The sequence below is a fragment of the Streptoalloteichus tenebrarius genome (genome assembly GCF_024171885.1).
GTDB lineage: Bacteria > Actinomycetota > Actinomycetes > Mycobacteriales > Pseudonocardiaceae > Streptoalloteichus > Streptoalloteichus tenebrarius.
This window is the reverse complement of the sequence record NZ_JAMTCP010000044.1, coordinates 40,211-56,830: the sequence shown is the minus strand read 5'-3', so window position 1 is coordinate 56,830 and position 16,620 is coordinate 40,211. Positions and strand designations below refer to the sequence as shown.

General features: G+C 74.8%; 15 protein-coding genes. 6 read left to right on the top strand and 9 right to left on the bottom strand.

Annotated elements, in window-relative coordinates; genetic code table 11:
- The 5 genes from LX15_RS26600 to LX15_RS26580 form a co-directional block, all read right to left on the bottom strand.
- A partial coding sequence (locus LX15_RS26600; protein ID WP_253672549.1) for a serine/threonine-protein kinase occupies positions 1-921 on the bottom strand: 921 nt, incomplete at its 3' end.
- Positions 922-1,437: 516 nt separating this feature from the next.
- Positions 1,438-2,262 (bottom strand): hypothetical protein, encoded by an 825-nt coding sequence (locus tag LX15_RS26595; protein WP_253672547.1) that lies wholly within the window; start codon positions 2,260-2,262, stop codon positions 1,438-1,440.
- A 155-nt stretch (positions 2,263-2,417) separates the two neighbouring features.
- Entirely contained in the window at positions 2,418-3,452 is a 1,035-nt protein-coding gene (locus LX15_RS26590) for a hypothetical protein (protein WP_253672545.1), read from the bottom strand.
- 132 nt (positions 3,453-3,584) lie between these two features.
- Positions 3,585-4,322: a PIG-L deacetylase family protein gene (locus tag LX15_RS26585; RefSeq protein ID WP_253672543.1), complete on the bottom strand. Its 738-nt coding sequence runs from the start codon at positions 4,320-4,322 to the stop codon at positions 3,585-3,587.
- Positions 4,323-4,846: 524 nt separating this feature from the next.
- Positions 4,847-5,152 (bottom strand): hypothetical protein, encoded by a 306-nt coding sequence (locus tag LX15_RS26580; RefSeq protein WP_253672541.1) that lies wholly within the window; start codon positions 5,150-5,152, stop codon positions 4,847-4,849.
- A 96-nt stretch (positions 5,153-5,248) separates the two neighbouring features.
- On the opposite strand from LX15_RS26580, the gene LX15_RS26575 reads away from it, so the two are divergent.
- From LX15_RS26575 to LX15_RS33295, 3 genes are all read left to right on the top strand, one after another.
- On the top strand, positions 5,249-6,382 hold the full coding sequence (locus LX15_RS26575) for an arginase family protein (RefSeq protein WP_253672539.1): 1,134 nt from the start codon (positions 5,249-5,251) through the stop codon (positions 6,380-6,382).
- 186 nt (positions 6,383-6,568) lie between these two features.
- On the top strand, positions 6,569-7,327 hold the full coding sequence (locus tag LX15_RS26570) for a 3-hydroxybutyrate dehydrogenase (protein ID WP_253672537.1): 759 nt from the start codon (positions 6,569-6,571) through the stop codon (positions 7,325-7,327).
- An 84-nt stretch (positions 7,328-7,411) separates the two neighbouring features.
- The gene (locus LX15_RS33295) at positions 7,412-8,884 is read left to right on the top strand and encodes a PucR family transcriptional regulator (RefSeq protein WP_253672535.1); all 1,473 of its coding nucleotides are present in this window, start codon (positions 7,412-7,414) and stop codon (positions 8,882-8,884) included.
- Positions 8,885-8,976: 92 nt separating this feature from the next.
- On the opposite strand, the gene LX15_RS26560 is transcribed toward LX15_RS33295, so the two are convergent.
- The gene (locus LX15_RS26560; protein ID WP_253672532.1) at positions 8,977-9,285 is read right to left on the bottom strand and encodes a chorismate mutase; all 309 of its coding nucleotides are present in this window, start codon (positions 9,283-9,285) and stop codon (positions 8,977-8,979) included.
- On the opposite strand from LX15_RS26560, the gene LX15_RS26555 reads away from it, so the two are divergent.
- A complete protein-coding gene (locus LX15_RS26555; RefSeq protein ID WP_253672530.1) occupies positions 9,284-9,421 on the top strand; it encodes a hypothetical protein in 138 nt (45 codons plus the stop codon). The two genes, LX15_RS26560 and LX15_RS26555, sit on opposite strands and share 2 nt — an antisense overlap.
- A 144-nt stretch (positions 9,422-9,565) precedes the next feature.
- Here the strand turns inward: LX15_RS26555 and LX15_RS26550 are convergent, their stop codons facing one another.
- Positions 9,566-10,222: a DedA family protein gene (locus LX15_RS26550; protein ID WP_253672528.1), complete on the bottom strand. Its 657-nt coding sequence runs from the start codon at positions 10,220-10,222 to the stop codon at positions 9,566-9,568.
- A 240-nt stretch (positions 10,223-10,462) separates the two neighbouring features.
- Between LX15_RS26550 and pcrA the strand changes: the two genes are divergently transcribed.
- A complete protein-coding gene (pcrA, locus tag LX15_RS26545) occupies positions 10,463-12,913 on the top strand; it encodes a DNA helicase PcrA (protein WP_253672526.1) in 2,451 nt (816 codons plus the stop codon).
- 162 nt (positions 12,914-13,075) lie between these two features.
- On the opposite strand, the gene trxA is transcribed toward pcrA, so the two are convergent.
- On the bottom strand, positions 13,076-13,402 hold the full coding sequence (trxA, locus tag LX15_RS26540) for a thioredoxin (protein WP_191892483.1): 327 nt from the start codon (positions 13,400-13,402) through the stop codon (positions 13,076-13,078).
- Between the two features lie 328 nt (positions 13,403-13,730).
- Here trxA and LX15_RS26535 point away from each other — a divergent pair, with 328 nt between their 5' ends.
- A complete protein-coding gene (locus tag LX15_RS26535; protein ID WP_253672524.1) occupies positions 13,731-14,483 on the top strand; it encodes a thioesterase II family protein in 753 nt (250 codons plus the stop codon).
- A gap of 1,196 nt (positions 14,484-15,679) precedes the next feature.
- Here the strand turns inward: LX15_RS26535 and LX15_RS26530 are convergent.
- Positions 15,680-16,462: a M23 family metallopeptidase gene (locus LX15_RS26530; RefSeq protein WP_253672522.1), complete on the bottom strand. Its 783-nt coding sequence runs from the start codon at positions 16,460-16,462 to the stop codon at positions 15,680-15,682.
- Between the last annotated feature and the right edge of the window lie 158 nt (positions 16,463-16,620).

Genomic DNA, 16,620 nt, shown 5'->3' with positions numbered 1-16,620 from the left:
GGGCGCGGCGACGGCCTTGGTCGCCACCGCCTGCGTCACCCCACCCGACTGCCACGGCGGCACCACCGCCACCGTCTCACCCAACCCCGCCGGCAACGGCTTGCCCGCCGCCACCGCCGCCAACGCCTCCCGCGCCTGCGCCATCGTCGGCCGCTCATCCGGCTCCGACCGCAACAACCGCATCAACAACGCCGTCAACGGCCCCGCCTGCGACGGCGGATTCACCTTCCCCGCCGCCACCGCGTGCAACAACGCCAACGTGTTCTCGTTCAACCCGAACGGCGGCTCACCCTCCACCGCCGCGTACAACGTCGACCCCAACGAGAACACATCCGAGGGCGGACCGATGTCCCGCCCCCGCGCCACCTCCGGCGCCAGATACGCCGGCGTGCCCGCCAACATCCCCGTCTTGGTCACCGTCACGTCACCGGTCGCCCGGGAGATCCCGAAATCGGTGATCTTCACCGTGCCGTCCTCGGCCAACAGGATGTTGCCCGGCTTGATGTCCCGGTGCACGATCCCCGCCGCGTGCGCCGCCGACAACGCCGCCGCGACCTGCGCCCCGATCCGGGCCGCCTCCGCCGGCGGCAGCGTGCCCCGCTCGGCCATCACCGCCGCCAGCGACCGCGACGCCAGGTACTCCATGACCAGGCAGGGAGCGCCGTCCTCCTCGACCACGTCGAACACCGTGACCGCGTTGGGGTGCTGCAACCGGGCGGCGATCCGACCCTCACGCATCGCCCGCTGTTTGGCCTCGTCGGCCTCCTCCCGGCTCAGACCGGGCTGTAGCAGCAACTCCTTGACGGCCACCGTGCGGTGCAGACGCTCGTCATGGGCCTGCCAGACGACACCCATGGCGCCGCTGCCGAGGCGCTGCAGCAACCGGTAGCGTCCGGCGACCAGGCGACCCTCGTCGCTCACCGGCGGCTCCCCGTGATGGTCACGGCGCTCATGCTGGCCCCGCCGGGCGCGGGTGGGCCGAACTGAACGCCAGTGGAATCGGACTGGGCTCTGTATCTGTGCTGGGGGTGACGGTGCCCGGAGGTGTTCCGGGGATCCCGTAGCAAGATCCGCAAAACACTCCTCGATCACCCCGTGACGGTCAGCACCACCGCACCCAACGATACGGGGCGGGGATCCGCCGTCGGACCACCACCCGCCGCGTGGAGCCGGTCGCCGCCAGGCTAGTCCGCCGAAGCAGACATCCGGACATCCGACCGGTCCGCCCGCCGGAGGGTGGTCTTCCTGTGTAGTCCGCCACGGAGCGCGTGGCGTTAGCGCCTCCCTGACGTGGCGTGGGGCACGCCGGGGGCTGTCGGTCCCGATCCTGGTTACCGGAAGCCGCTGACAGTTCCAAGACGGAGGGCGGAAGTCAACCCGACGCAGCCGCTGTTCGGGGCAGTCCCCTGCTCCGAACGCCCGGTCGGCGCCTCCGGGTCACCCCCGTTGCGCCGACAACAACCGCGCGCCGGTGATCCTGGGCGGGTTGGTCTCGCTGACGAACAGGAGCTGGCGGACGCGCAGCCAGCCGCCGTCCGCCTGGTGGATCGCCGTCCGCGCCTCCACCGACCCGTCGGGCCGGGGCGTCACCTCCTCCAGCCGCACGGCCCGCACGCCCTGCCACGGGGCGGTGAAGCCGGTCGGGTCGCCTCCGTGGAGGCCGGGGTCGAGCAGGGCGAACGCGGCGTGGGGGTCGACGGCGAGCAGGCGGTAGAACTCCCTGACCACCTCCACGCCGGAGCCGAGCCCGCCGGCCGACGGGTCGGTGGTGATGGACCGGGTGCCCACCCCGGTGGCCGTCGTGGTCGGGCCGCCGCGCTCGGCGGGCCGGGTCGGGGTCGCCCCCGTGGTCGTGGCCACGCCCGCCGCGCCCGCGGTCTCCCTCCGGCCGGGCAGCCCGCGGTCGAGGACGTCGGGCCGCAGGGCGGCGACTCCGCTGATCTGGGTGGGCGCGCCGGCCGACCCGGTGGTCGCGCCCCCGCGGGGCGGGGAGCCGGTGAGCACGGCCGCCGCGGCGACGGCGCCGCACAGCACGAGCGCGCCGAGCGCGAGGCCGGCGAACCGCCGCGCCCGGCCGGCCCCGCGCGGGTCGTCGTCGGCGTCGTCGGCCGGGGCCGGGCCGAGGAGTTCCTCGACGAGCCGGTCCGCGTCGACGACGTGCGAGGGTGGGATGCGCACCGGCCGGGGGTGCTGGCCGATGAGTTCGGCGACGCTGATCGAGCCCGCCCTGGGATGACGGCGACCGCTCGGCGAAGGGTCCACGGTCCTGCCTCCGTACCGTCTGTGGTCGGCAGAACTCGTACCGTGATCAGCCGGGGGTGCGCCAGGGGAAGGCAGCGGTTCACCCCTCCGAGGCGACGAGCGGTGCGAACGGGTCACCCGCGCGGAGCAACGACTACGGCTCGCGTGTGCGTCGCTCACCGTTGGGCGCGGGAGAGGAGACGCTCGCCGCTGACGAGTGGCCGAGGGGCGACGGCGAACCGCAGCTCCCGCCGTTCCGTCGTGACGGTGCCGTCGCGGTGCTCCACGCGGAGCACCGAGATGGTCACGCCCCTGGCGGGGTCGATGACGATCTCCTCGACCCGTGTGCCCACCACGTCGCCGAACTGCTGGTTGAGCAGGGCCGCCCCGTCCCGTCGGAGGTCGTCGGCGAGCAGGTCGGTGACGCCGTCCAGCCCGCGGCCGACGCCCTCGTAGAACTGCACCGTCGTCTTCCGGAGCTTGTCGGGGTCGGTCCCGGCGGCGCCCTGGTTCGGCACCGTCGTGACCTTGGGTGGGATCCGGCGGCCCAGCGGTTCGGTGGTGCGGGGCGGCGCGCTGGTCGGGTGGGCGTGGGTCGTCGCGGCGGGCGTCGGCGTCACGTTCCGCGCCGCCGCCTCCGTCACGGGGTGATGGTGGGCCGGGGAGGCGGCCAGGGCCATGACGGGCTCGGTGGGCCGCTGTTCGGGCTCGCTCGTCCGGGTGTCGTCGCGGGTGGGGCCGGACTCGTTCGGCGGGTTTCCCGGGCGGGAGGTGGGCGTCGCCGGTCGGGACTCCGGGAAGCGAAACTCGCTGGGGTAGCCGGGCAGCCCGTCCATGCGGTTCGCCTGGCGCCCCGGGCCGCCCAGCACCGCGCCCAGGACCAGCAGCGCCACCGCCACCCCGCCCCCGACCGAGCCGCTGAGCCACGCGGCCCGCCGCCAGCTCCTGGGCGGGGTCACCGACGCCGGCACCGAGCCCAGGTCGAAGCCGCACAGCCCGGTCGGTTCGGCGGTCGGTTCGGCGTCGACGCCGGGAAGCGGGCGGCCGGCCCCGGCGGCGGCCGACCGCGCCTCCCGCGCCTGCCGTCGGGGCCCCGACCCGCGCCCGGGGGGTGGGGGGGACGGCCGGGCGGCCGGGAGCACGGCGAGCCGGACCCGGGCGCGCGGCGCGACGCCCGCCGTCGGCGACCCCGACGGGACCGACGGAGTCAAGGGCGGAGAGGGTGGGGAGGGTGCTGAGGACGTCCTGGCGCGTTCGCCCGGCGGTCCCGCGGGGCGTCCGGCCTCGTGCCCGCTGTGCGTCTCGACCTTCCTCACCCCCGTCACCTCGGGTGGCCCACCCGGTTACGCGGTGTTCACCACCTGGAACGTCTCGGCCAACCGGCCCTCCGGCAGCCCGAACCGCCGGGCCGTGGCCGCCAGCCAGCCCCGCGTGTCCCCCTCCAGGTCGGGGAGGTGGCCGGTCTGGGACCGGTGCGCGCGGAGCGCGGCGAGCTTCGCCGGGAACACGTCGGTCACGTCCACCACGCGGTTGCGGCGCTCCGGCGGGCCGTCGGCCAGCCACAGCTCGGACACCGTCCACGGCTGGAGGCCCTCGTTCGCCAGCAGCTCGGGGTGGGCGTGCGGGTTGCGGGCGTCCGGGTAGACGGCGGCCAGGGCCGCCTCGCCCGCCGCCCGGTGGTCGGGGTGCGACGTGACCAGGAATTCCCAGTTGATCTCGGGGGACCAGGTCAGCACGCGGTGCGGCCGGAACCGGCGGATCACCCGCGTGATGTCCCGTCGCAGCTCCAGCGACGGGGTCAACCGCCCGTCGGGGTGGCGGAGGAAGAAGACCTCGCGCACGCCCACCTCCTCGGCGGCGGCCCGCTGCTCGGCCTCGCGCGTGCGCGCCGTCTCCCCTGGCGGGGCGTTGGGCTCCCCGCTCGCCTCGCCGGAGGTGCAGACGCAGTAGGCCACGTCGGCTCCGCCGGCGGTCCAGGTCGCGACGGTCCCGGCCGCGCCGAAGTCCACGTCGTCGGGATGGGCGGTGACCACCAGCACGCGCTGCACGTCCCTCGTGGGCTCGTCTAAGGCATCCGTCATTGGCGACAGGGTAGGCCCGGGGTAGGTGCCGCCGGAGTGTTTCCGGGGCGGGTCGCCCTGCCGGCCACCGGGAATACCCGGAAGGGCGATCAGAACCCGAGAACTCGTCATGACCGTCGGGATCGGGGCGTCGAAAGGCGCCAGAGCGAGGGATGCCCGGCCTGAGCGAACCGACCCGGCGGCCAGGACTTGCCCGGAGCGAAGCGTGAAAACCGGCTTCTCATGCGACTTGCATTGTCCTGCCCGGATTCAGAAGAAGACGCGTTCCGATATCGCGCGTCGAAAAGGACCTGCGGGAGGAGCCGGCACGGCGGATCGGGGCCGCCTGGCCCGGGAGATCCCGACGGAAGTCTGGGCCGTGGCGAAGCGGGGAGGTGGGAGGGCGGTCAGGCGGTGCCAGGGCCGGGAGACCACGCCAGAATCCGGCCGCGGCACACGAGGGACGTCCTGTGTGCCGCGGCCGGTCAGGTGTCGGCCCGACGCGCCTACTTGAGCCTCGGGCCTCAGGCCTCGGGCCTCAGGCCTCACACGCCTCGGTCGAGGCGCTTCCGGGTGCCCTCCAGGGCCTTGGCCGCGCCCACGCCGCCGCCGACCCCGGCGACGATCGCCAGCACGTCGGCGAAGCCACCGCCGCTGGTCAGCGCGAGCGCGAACAACGTGACCACGGTGGTCACCACGGCCACCGGCCACCGGCCGCGCACGAACCGGGCCACCGGTTCGCCGCCCGCCCGCCGCTTCGCGGCGGACCCGAGCATCGCCAGGTATCCGGCGTTGGCCACCGCGGCCAGCAGGCCCAACACCGCCACCACCGTCGCCAGGAAATCCAGCATGCCCCCAGTCTGCCCGTCGTCGGCGGCGTTCCGGCATGGGTGAGGACCCCGATATTCCCCTGATACCGGCCGCCGGCCCGCCTACCCTCGGCGGTCGTGACCCGCACCGTCGACGTGTTCTGGCACGACGCCTGCCTGGCCCACGACCCCGGTGAGGGGCTGTGGGAGCTTCCCGGGCGCTGGCCGTGGCTGGACGAGCCGGAAACCCACCCGGAGAACGCCGCCCGCCTCCGCACCTTCCGCTCGGTGCTGAGGAGGGGACCGGTGGCCCCGCACCTGCGCTGGCGCGAGGGCCGGCTGGCCGACGTCGACGAGCTGGCCGCCGTGCACGACCGGGACTACCTGGCGTTCGTGGAACGGGCCTGCGCCGGGCCGGCCCGGGTCGCCGTGGACGTGAACACCGTCGTCGGCCCGGGCTCGTGGCCGGCGGTCCTGGCCGCGGCCGGCAGCGCGCTCGCCGCCGCCGACGCGGTCCTCGACGGCTCGGCGAGCCTCGCCTACGCCCTCGTCCGGCCGCCCGGCCACCACGCCCAGCCCGCGGCCTCCGACGGGTACTGCCTGGTCAACAACCCGGCGCTGGCCGTGGCCAGGGCCAGGGCCGCCGGCCTGCGGGTGGCGGTGGTCGACTGGGACGTCCACCACGGCAACGGCACGCAGGAGATCTTCTACGCCGACCCCGACGTGCTCACCGCGTCGATCCACATGCGGCACGGCGCGTGGGGCGCGAGCCACCCGCAGACCGGCGCGCCCGACGAGGTGGGCACGGCCGAGGGGAAGGGCCGCAACGTCAACGTCGAGCTGTCGCTCGGGGCCGGCGACACCGCCTACGCCAGGGCGTTCGACGAGGTCGTCGCGCCGCTGGTCCGGGCGTTCCGCCCCGACTTCCTGGTCTGCGCGTCCGGCTTCGACGGCTCGACGTTCGACCCGAACGGCCGGCACAACGTCACCGCGGCCGGCTACCGCGCCCTGGGCGGCCGCGTCGCCGACCTCGCCGACGAGCTGACCGGCGGCCGAGCGGTCGTGACGCAGGAGGGCGGCTACCTCAGGGGCTACGCCGCGCTGTGCCTGCACGGGCTCGTCGAGGGGCTGGTGGGGGTGCCGGAGCCCCTCATGGCCGACCCGCTGGCCTACCTGCCCGACGAGTCCGCCACCCACCCCGAGCGGACCGACGCCGACCTGGCGGCCGTCCGCTCCGCGCTCGCGCCCCACTGGCCCGAACTGGGGTGGTGAGGCGCCCGAGACGCGCCGGAGACGCGCCTGACACGTGTATAGACGCGCCTGACACGCGTTGAGGCGTGAGGCGCGCCTGCCACGCGCCCGAGACCCGTCCCTGGGGCGCGGACCCACCGGCCAAAAGCGTGGTGTATGCGGACGAACCATGGGCTGAGACCTGGCTCACGCATACGTTCTGTGGACATGGAACCGCGCTCCGCAACCTTGGCCGGCAGGCGTGCGCTCGTCACGGGAGGGGCGAGCGGGATCGGCGCGGCCATCGCCCGCCGGCTCGCCGCCGAGGGGGCCGCGGTGCTGGTCGCGGACCGGGACGGCGACGCCGCGGCCCGCCTGGCCGAGGAGATCGACGGGTCGGCCACCCACGTCGACCTCGCCGACCCCGACGCCGCCGCCCACCTCGGCATCGGCATCGACATCGTGGTCAACAACGCGGGGATGCAGCACGTGGCCCCGGTGCACACGTATCCGCCCGACACCTTCTCCCTGCTGTTGCGGGTCATGCTGGAGTCGCCGTTCCGCATCGTGCGGTCGGCGTTGCCCGGCATGTACCAGCGCGGCTGGGGGCGGGTCGTGAACATCTCCTCGGTGCACGGGCTGCGCGCGACCCCGTTCAAGGTCGCCTACGTCGCGGCGAAGCACGCGTTGGAGGGGTTGTCCAAGGTCGTCGCGGTGGAGGGCGCGCCGCACGGGGTGACGTCGAACTGCGTGAGCCCCGGGTACACCCGCACCGCCCTGGTGGCGCAGCAGATCGCCGACCAGGCCGTCGCGCACCGCATCCCGCCCGAGCAGGTCCTCGACGACGTCCTGCTGGCCCGTAGCCCGATCAAGCGGCTGGTCGAGCCGGAGGAGGTGGCCGAGCTGGTGACCTGGCTGTGCGGGCCGCACGCCCGCTCGGTCACTGGCGCCTCGTTCAGCATGGACGGCGGTTGGACCGCCAACTGACGGACCACCGACGGAGCGCCCGGACGGTCCCCGGCGCGCCCACGGGGGCTGACTGACCGGGCCGTGATCGCGAGAATGGCCCGGGTGACCGAGCCCTCCCCGGGGATCGACGACACCGGCCGCTCCGGCCGTGCGGGCAGCACCCACAGCACCGACAGCGCCAACAGCGCCAACAGCGCCAACAGCGAAGACAGGACCACTCGGCTCGCCTGCCGGCTCCTGGCCGCGCTCGCCGCCGACGGGGACCCGCGCCCCCTCCTGGCCGAGATCCGCTCCGCCGAGGCCCACGTCGTGTCGCCGGCGGAGCGCGACGCGTTGAGGGGCGCGGCCAGGGACGCGGAGCGCCTCCACCGCCGCATGCGGGGCCTGGCCGCCCTCCACGCCATGGCACGCGCCCAGTCGGCGGCGGTCGAACGGGCGGCGGCCGCGCACGACCGGTTGGCCGGGCTCGTGCTCGCCGGCGGCGGGGTGACCGCGGTGGCGCAGGCGGTCGTCGACGTCCTGGGCGGGGCGTTGCTGGTCAGGGACGGCGACGGCGTGCCACTCGCGGTGGTGGGCGAGGTGGCCGACCTCGACGCGCTGCCCCCGCCGGGGGCGTCGGGCAGCTCCTCGGGCCAGGGCGGTGACCGCGCCTGCCGTGCGGAGCGGGTCGGCGATCTCTGGTTGGTCCCGGCGACCGCGGGCGACGAGGTCCTCGGCGACCTGGTGCTGGCGGGACGGCCCGACCTGTCCGGTCCCGACCTGGGCATCCTGGAACGCGCGGGGATGGTGGCGGCCCTGCTGCTGCTCCTGCTGCGGACCACGGCCGCCGCCGAGGAGCGCGTGCGGGGCGAGCTGCTGTCCGACCTGCTTGCCGACCCGGGGCGCGACCTGCCGGTGGTGCAGGACCGCGCGCGCCGGCTGGGGGTGAACCTCGACCACGCGCACTGCGTGGTCGTGGCCGAGGCCGCCGTGCCCCGACAGCGGCTGGGGCAGGCCGCGGCGCGGCACGCCCGCCTGCTCGGCGGCCTCGGCGTGCAGCACCGGGGCAGGGCCGTGTTGCTGTTGCCGGGGCGCGACGCCGGCGCGTTGGCCCGGCGGTGCGCGTGGGCGCTGTCCACCGCGTTGCGCCGGACCGTCACCGCGGGCGCGGCAGGGCCGGTGCGCGGTCCCTCGGGAATCCCGGCCGCGCACCAGGAGGCCGAGCGGTGCCTGCGCGGGCTGGTCGCGCTCGGCAGGACCGGGGAGGCGGCCTCGGCCGGCGAGCTGGGGTTCGTCGGCCTCCTGCTCGCCGACCGGGCCGACCCCGGCGGGTTCGTCCGCGCCACCCTGGGCGCGGTCCTGGACTACGACAGCGCGCGCGGCACCGAGCTGGTGCGCACCCTGCGTGCCTACTTCGCCGCCGGGCGCAGCCCGGGTCGGGCGAAGGACCTGCTGAACGTGCACGTCAACACGGTGGTGCAGCGCCTGGAACGGGTCACCGCGCTGCTCGGCGCCGACTGGCGTCGGCCCGACCGGCTGCTCCAGGTCGAGCTGGCCGTGCGCCTGCTGGACCTGGTGCCCGAGCCCCCGGCGTGAGGCGGCGCCTCGCCGGTCGCGGCGACGCGCGGCGCCACCGCCCGGCGGCGTCGACGGCGTTGGTGGTGTCGGTGTGGCGGTGGCGGCCGGACTCAGTGGCCGAGCCGACCCCGGCCCAGCCGGAGCAGGATCAACGCCAGCTCACGGCCCTCGGCGCCCAGCTCGCGGTAGCGGGCGAGCACGTCCATCTCCCGGTTGTAGACGATGCGCGGGCCGCCGGCGGCCATCCTGGCCGCGCCGATCGTCCTGGACACCTCGCTGCGGCGTTTGACGAGGCGGAGGATCTCCGCGTCCAGGTGGTCGATCTCGTGCCGCAGCTCGTCGATGTTCGGGGTGCCAGTGATGCCGTCGGGGGCGGCGGTGGTGTTCCCGGCCGCGCCGTCGTCCAGCGTGACGTTCATGGGTCTCCTCCGGCTGGTGCTGTCGGGAACCCCGGACCGGAAGCGGCGACGCCCCCGGGTCCGTGGACTCCAGGGGCGTCGTGGTGGCTTCGTCTGCGCCTACGCGACCACGGGCACCGGAGTCCGGCACCCGTAGTAAAAGTGGAAAACGCGCTGCGGCACGGCGGCAAGTCTGCCACAGCCGCGTCCGGCCGGTCGAGCGACGTCCCACCGTTCAGGAGTTCCTCCGGCCCGTCTCGCCCGGTCGGTGGACGCTCGGCCGCCGGGTGGGCGAGCGGGCTCACACGCGGACGGGCGCCTGCTCGGCCGAGGGGAGCGCGTCCGGCTCGTCGAGGCCGGCCCGCCGCACGGTGCGGGTCAGGGTCGCCCCGGCGAGGACCATCCCCAGCACGCCGACCCCGGTCGCCACGTACCAGCTCCCGGCCAGCTCCCCCGCCTGCCGCGCGGCCACGCCCAGCGCCGCCCAGACCCCGCCCCACACCGCGGAGCCGATCGCCGCGAGCTGGAGGAAGCGCCGGGCCGGCATCCGCGCCGCGCCGGCCAGCACCGGGGCCAGGGTGTGCCCGACCGCCACGAACCGCACCGCGATCATGGTCATCGGGCTGGCCCCGCGCACGACCAGCTCCGCCCGCGCCCACCGCCGCTCACCCAGCCGGCGGCCCAGCCAGCCGTGCCGCACCCGGTCCCCGCACGCCCTGCCGAGGAGGTAGCCGCCGACCTGGCCGAGCACCGAGCCCAGCGCCGCGGCCGCCAGCACGGCCGGGTACCACTCGACGCCGGCCGCGCCCGCCGCGGCGACCACCACCAGCTCGCCGGGCACCAGCGAGCCCAGCAGCAGGGTCGCCTCGACCACGCACACGGCCGTCAGCAGCAGCACCATGACGGGAACGGACAGCGCCGCCGGGTCCGGCAGCAGGTCGGTGAGCGCGGTGGTCATCGGGTCCCCTGCGGCTCGACGGGCGGAACACCTCCACGGTCGTCGCGTCGCCGCCGTCCCAGATCGGGGAAGACCCCCTGATCGACCCTGAAAGCCGGGGCCCGGCCACCAGGGACTGCCCCGGGCCGCGCGGGCGTTGTGCGTGGGGATGGACCGACGAGACGAACCGCGTCACGACGGCCCGGGCAGGGCCGTGCCCTCCGGCGGAGGGTCACCGCGCGCGGGTACGGTGAGGCCACGATGAGCACCCTCTTCGACCTCCCGGAGCCCACCTCCCCGACGGGTGCGGGTGGACCGCACGACCTCCCGGGTGTGGGTGGCGTGCCCAGCGCCGCGCCGCAGGCCCGCTCCTACCGCCATGACCCCGCCGCGCTGCTCGACGGGCTGAACCCGCAGCAGCGGGAGGCCGTGCTGCACGCCGGCTCGCCGCTGCTCGTCGTCGCCGGCGCCGGCTCGGGCAAGACCAGGGTGCTCGCGCACCGCATCGCCCACCTGCTCGCCGCGCGGGGTGTGCACCCCGGCCAGGTCATGGCCATCACGTTCACCAACAAGGCCGCCGCCGAGATGCGGGAACGCGTCTCCGCCCTGGTCGGCCCCAGGGCGAACGCGATGTGGGTGTCGACCTTCCACTCGATGTGCGTGCGGGTGCTGCGACGCGAGGCCAAGCACCTGGGGCTGACGTCGAACTTCTCCATCTACGACGCGGACGACTCCCGCCGGCTGATCACGATCGTCGCCCGCGAGCTGGACCTCGACCCCAAGCGCTACCCCGCGCGGACGCTGGCCGTGCACCTGTCGAACCTGAAGAACGAGCTGGTGGACCCGGAGACCGCCGCCGCGCGGGCCGCCAACGACCTGGAGCGCAGGGTCGCCGAGGTCTACGGGGCCTACCAGCAGCGGCTCGGGCTGGCCAACGCGCTGGACTTCGACGACCTGATCATGCGCACGGTCGAGCTGTTCCAGGCGTTCCCCGAGGTGGCCGAGCACTACCGCCGCCGCTTCCGGCACGTGCTGGTCGACGAGTACCAGGACACCAACCACGCGCAGTACGTGCTGGTGCGGGAGCTGGTCGGCACGGCGACCGCCGACGGGGAGGCCGGGCCGGCCGTGCCGCCGGCCGAGCTGTGCGTCGTCGGCGACGCCGACCAGTCGATCTACGCCTTCCGCGGCGCGACGATCCGCAACATCGTCGAGTTCGAACGGGACTTCCCCAACGCGCGCACGGTCCTGCTGGAGCAGAACTACCGCTCCACCCAGACCATCCTCAACGCCGCCAACGCGGTCATCGCCCGCAACCCGAACCGGCGGGACAAGCGGCTGTGGACCGACTCCGGCGAGGGCGACCGGATCGTCGGCTACGTCGCCGACAACGAGCACGACGAGGCCGCGTTCGTGGCCTCCGAGATCGACCGGCTCATCGACTCCGGCGACGCCAGGGCCTGCGACATCGCCGTCTTCTACCGCACGAACAACCAGTCCCGGGTGTTCGAGGAGGTGTTCATCCGGCTCGGCCTGCCCTACCGCGTGGTCGGCGGGGTGCGCTTCTACGAGCGGCGCGAGGTCAGGGACGCCCTGGCCTACCTGCGGGTGCTGGACAACCCCGAGGACACCGTGAGCCTGCGGCGCGTGCTCAACGTGCCCAAGCGCGGCATCGGCGACCGGGCCGAGGCGTGCGTGGCCACCCACGCCGAGCGGGAGCGGATCTCCTTCGCCGCCGCGCTGCGCGACGCCGCCGACGGCCGCGTCGCCCTGCTGAACCCGCGGTCGCAGAAGGCGATCGCCGGCTTCGTCGACCTGCTCGACGAGCTGCGCGCCCTGGTGCGGGACGGGCAGGACGTCGCCGAGGTGCTGGAGGCGGTGCTGGACCGCACCGGCTACCGGGCCGAGCTGGAGACCAGCGACGACCCGCAGGACGGCACCCGGCTGGACAACCTCAACGAGCTGGTCACGGTGGCCCGCGAGTTCACTGAGGACCTGGCGGCCGCGCCGGAGGGACAGGACCAGGACGTCGAGGAGGGCCTGCCCGCGCCGGGGTCGCTGTCGGCGTTCCTGGAGCGGGTGTCGCTGGTCGCCGACTCCGACTCCGTCCCGGAGGACGAGGACGGCGTGGTCACCCTGATGACGTTGCACACCGCGAAGGGCCTGGAGTTCCCCGTGGTGTTCTGCACCGGGTGGGAGGACGGCGTCTTCCCGCACATGCGGGCGCTGGGCGAGCCGGCGGAACTGGCCGAGGAGCGGCGGCTGGCCTACGTGGGCATCACCAGGGCCAGGCAGCGGCTGTACCTGTCCAGGGCGATGGTGCGCTCGGCGTGGGGCCAGCCGACGACGAACCCGGCCTCCCGGTTCCTCGACGAGATCCCCGCCGACCTGGTCGAGTGGCGGCGCGTGGAGCCCGAGCGGTCCGGCCCGGCCGCCGCGACCCGCTGGGGCCGCCGCGCCGGGACCGGCGAGGACTCGGCGCAGGCGAAGGTGGCGGCCAGGGGCATGCGGTCCACCCCGTTCCAGGGCTGGCAGCAGACGCCGGCGCTGACCCTGGAGGTCGGCGACCGCGTCAGCCACGACAAGTACGGCCTCGGCACCGTGGTGGCGACCGACGGCAGCGGCCCCAGGGCCACCGCCACGATCGACTTCGGCACGGCGGGCACCGTCCGGCTGATGCTCATCGGCGGGGTCCCGATGGTGAAGCTCTGACCGGTGCTCCGGCGCCCCCGCGCGCCGGACCCTCCGGTCCCGACGAGAACGGGGCGGACACGACAGGGCCCGTGGCGGACGTCATGTCCGGCCACGGGCCCTGTTCCGTCACTCCTCCCGGGACCGTCGGCGGTCCGCCGACCCGGGAGACGACTGTTCTCGTCAGATGAAGTCGGCCAGGTCGGAGAGCAGCGCGGCCTTCGGCTTCGCGCCCACGATCGTCTTCACCGGCTTGCCGCCCTGGAAGACCATCATGGTCGGCACCGACATGATCTGGAGGTCCCTGGCGGTCCGCGGGTTCTGGTCGATGTCGAGCTTGGCGACCGTCAGCTTGTCGGAGTGCTCCGCCGCGATCTCCTCGAGCACCGGGGCGACCATCTTGCACGGACCGCACCAGGTCGCCCAGAAGTCGACCAGCACCGGCTTGTCGCTCTGTAGCACGTCCTCCACGAACGACTTGTCGGTCACGGTCACGGTGTTGGAGGCCATGTTCTCTCCTCTGCGGGTGGTGGGCGTCTGTGCGGGACGACCGGTCGGGCCGGCGGCCGAGTCCTCGGCCGCGGCGACCCGCGCGGTGGTGCGGCCCCACCGGCCGACCGTCCCGATGTCCGTCCTCGCCCGCGTGGCCCGGGCGGGCCGACGCAGACAGGTCAACCGATCGTAGGTGGGCGTTGTTCCCCCACCCCGTGCCGACGTGAGCGACCCGACGCGCGGGGTGGTGTGTCGAAGCTGTCGGAGTGACCCTCCGCCCCGACCGGATGACCTAGTGTCGCCGGCGTCGCTCCCGAGTCGGTCCCGAACACCTGGAGGTGCCCGCGTGAGCCCGGCCGCCGCCCACGACCTGTGGTTCCGTCGCCACAGCACGCCGACCCGGCCCACCCGCCGCCTGGTGTGTTTCCCGCACGCGGGAGGGGCGGCGAGCGCCTACCGCGGCTGGTCCCGGTGGCTGCCGCCGGACGTCGAGCTGCTGGCGGTGCGCTACCCCGGGCGGGAGGACCGGCTGGCCGAGCCCTGCGTGGGGCGCATGGAGGAACTGGCCGACGCCGTGGCCGCGGCGCTGTCGTCGTTCCGGGACCTGCCGCTGGCGTTCTTCGGGCACAGCCTGGGCGCCTCGCTGGCGCACGAGGTGGCCCTCCGGCTGGAGCGGGGCCACGGGACGGTCCTGGACCGGCTGTTCGTCTCCGCGCGGCGGGCGCCGCACCGGCTGGAGCCCGACGACCTGTACCTGCGGTCCGACGCCGAGGTGGTCGCCGAACTCCGCGCGCTCGACCCGGTCCGCTCCGCCGTGCTGGACGACCCCGGCCTCAGGGAGCTGGTCCTGCCCGCGATCCGAGGGGACTACGAGATCGTGGGCACCTACCGGCCGGGGAGGGCCGAGCCGGTGCGGTGCCCCGTGGTGGGCTACGCCGGCGCGGACGATCCGAAGGCCCCGCCCGCCGAGGTGGCGGAGTGGGCGGCGGTCGCGCCGGCCGGGTTCGCCACGAGGGTCTTTCCCGGCGGCCACTTCTACCTCGTGGACCAGGAGCGCGCCGTCGTCATGGACGTGGTCGGGCGTTGGGTGGCGGGCTGAGGCCCGGCGCGCGGGGGTGGCGGGGAGATCCGCACCGCCCGGCCGGGCCGGGCCTACCGGACCTCACGGGCCTACCGGGCTCGCCGGGGTGTGGATCGCCACCACAGCCGTCGGAGCGCGGTCGCGCGCCGTGGTGTGCGGGGGACGAGGAGCACCCTGACCGACCAGGCGCCCGCGGTCATCCGTCGTGGGGCCAGCTCACAGCGTCCATCGCCCCCGCGAGTACCCCGTCCGCGAAACGGCCCACTGGAGGCGCCAGTAGACGACGGACTTCGCCGGCCGCCGCCGGCTGGCGCGGTGCGCGCCCCGCCGGGAGGGCGCGGGGGCCGGCTGGGGCCCCGCCGCGATGACCAGAAGGAATCCCACCAGAAGCAGGACCAAGCCGCCGGTCGCGAGAGCGCCCAACCTGATTCTCCTCACTGCGTCGCACACGTGCGGCGCACCGGCGAACCTCAGCCGGTGCTGACCAGAAGTAGCGGGTCGGACGCTAGACGTAGCGGCCCCGCGTGCGGTAGAGGATGACGCCGGCACTACTCCGGAGGGGGGCAAGATCCCTCTGTCGAGGAGGGGCGTGCGCCGAGGCGTGTGCGGTCAGGCCCGAATCGAGGGCCCGGGAACCGTCCGGGCGGAGGATTGGCGACAACGGTTGCCCGCTTCCGGGTGGTCATGGCGAACGGCGCGTGACCGAGGCCCGGTTTTTGTCGGGGGTCCCCGCTTTGATCATCGGCAGCGAGCGCCGCCCCGGGCGTCGCTGGGGGTGTCGCCCGGGGCGCGGCCGCGACCGACGTCAGGACTGACCGGGGGTGGGGTGCGAGCGGGAGGTGAGCGAGGTGGGATTCACGGGACGAGCGTGAGCGGGCCGGGCACCGCGGTCGCCGGAGGCGGCGCCGGGGCGTGCCGGAGCGGCGGCCAGGCCCGGGCGGCATCGGGGCACACGGCGGCGGGCGGACGCCGCTGGATCGACTGGGTCGACTGGGTCGATGTCGATGGGCGCGGGCGAACCTCAGCGACCCGGGTGCGCCTTGACGGCCCTGGACGCGTCTGGCCGCGCCGCCAGGACGGGCTCTGGACGGCCGCCAGGACGGGCTCTGGACGGCCGCCAGGACGGGCACTGCGCCGAACGGGGTGTTTTCGGGCGTGTTCGGCCGCACGCGCCCGGTCGCGGGTTTCGGTCGGGCGTGACGCGGGAACCGGGCTCAGGTGAGCGCGATCCCCCGCTCGGCGAGCCAGGGAAGGGGGTTGATCTTCTGGTTGCCCGCGTTCCACACCTCGAAGTGCAGGTGTGGCCCGGTCGAGAAGCCGCGGTTGCCCATCGTGGCGATCTGCTGGCCGGCGGCCACCTTCTGCCCCTCGCGGACCAGGGTGCGGTCCACGTGGCCGTAGACGGTGATGGTGCCGTCGGTGTGCTGGACCCGGACCCACAGGCCGAAGCCGCTGGCCGGGCCGGAGCTGATCACCACGCCCTCGGCGACCGAGTAGATCGGCGTGCCGATGCGGTTGGCGATGTCGACGCCCCAGTGGAAGGTGCCCCACCGGCCGCCGTAGCCGGAGGTGAACGTGCCCTCCGCCGGCTTGACGAACAGTGGCTTGCGCGCCTCGGCCTCCCTGGCGGCCCGCTCGGCCTGGATGCGTCCGCTCTTGCCGAGCTTCTGCACCTCGACCGAGGGGTCCCCGGTCTTGGCGACCGGCAGCACCTCGGGGGCGGGGGCCGAGCCGCCCATGCCCATCGCGGCGGCGGCGTCACGACCGTTCGCCAGCGGCGTCACACCCTCCGTGGAGGTGTTGGCCGAGGCGTCGAGGGTCTGGCCGGCGGCGACGAACGCGCCGGCCGCGACCGCGGCGATCGCGACCCGCCCGCGCAGCGCGGACGGTGGCGGGGGGAGGCGGTGTGCGCCCCGGGTTCGGGGCGCTGCGTCGCGCAGCGCCTCATCGAGTGCCGGGGTAGGTCCTTCGCCGCCGGGGGAGCGGTGTCGAGCCAAGGCCTGCCCTTCCGTCTTCGGGGAGTCCGGTCGGACCTCCGGGCGGGGGAACCCGGGGAGCTGGTCGGGGTAACCAACTCCATGTCCTGGTTGTGACCAGACCGTGACAACGGACCGGGGGACAGTAACCAAGGTCAACCCGGGAGGGCAAACCCCTC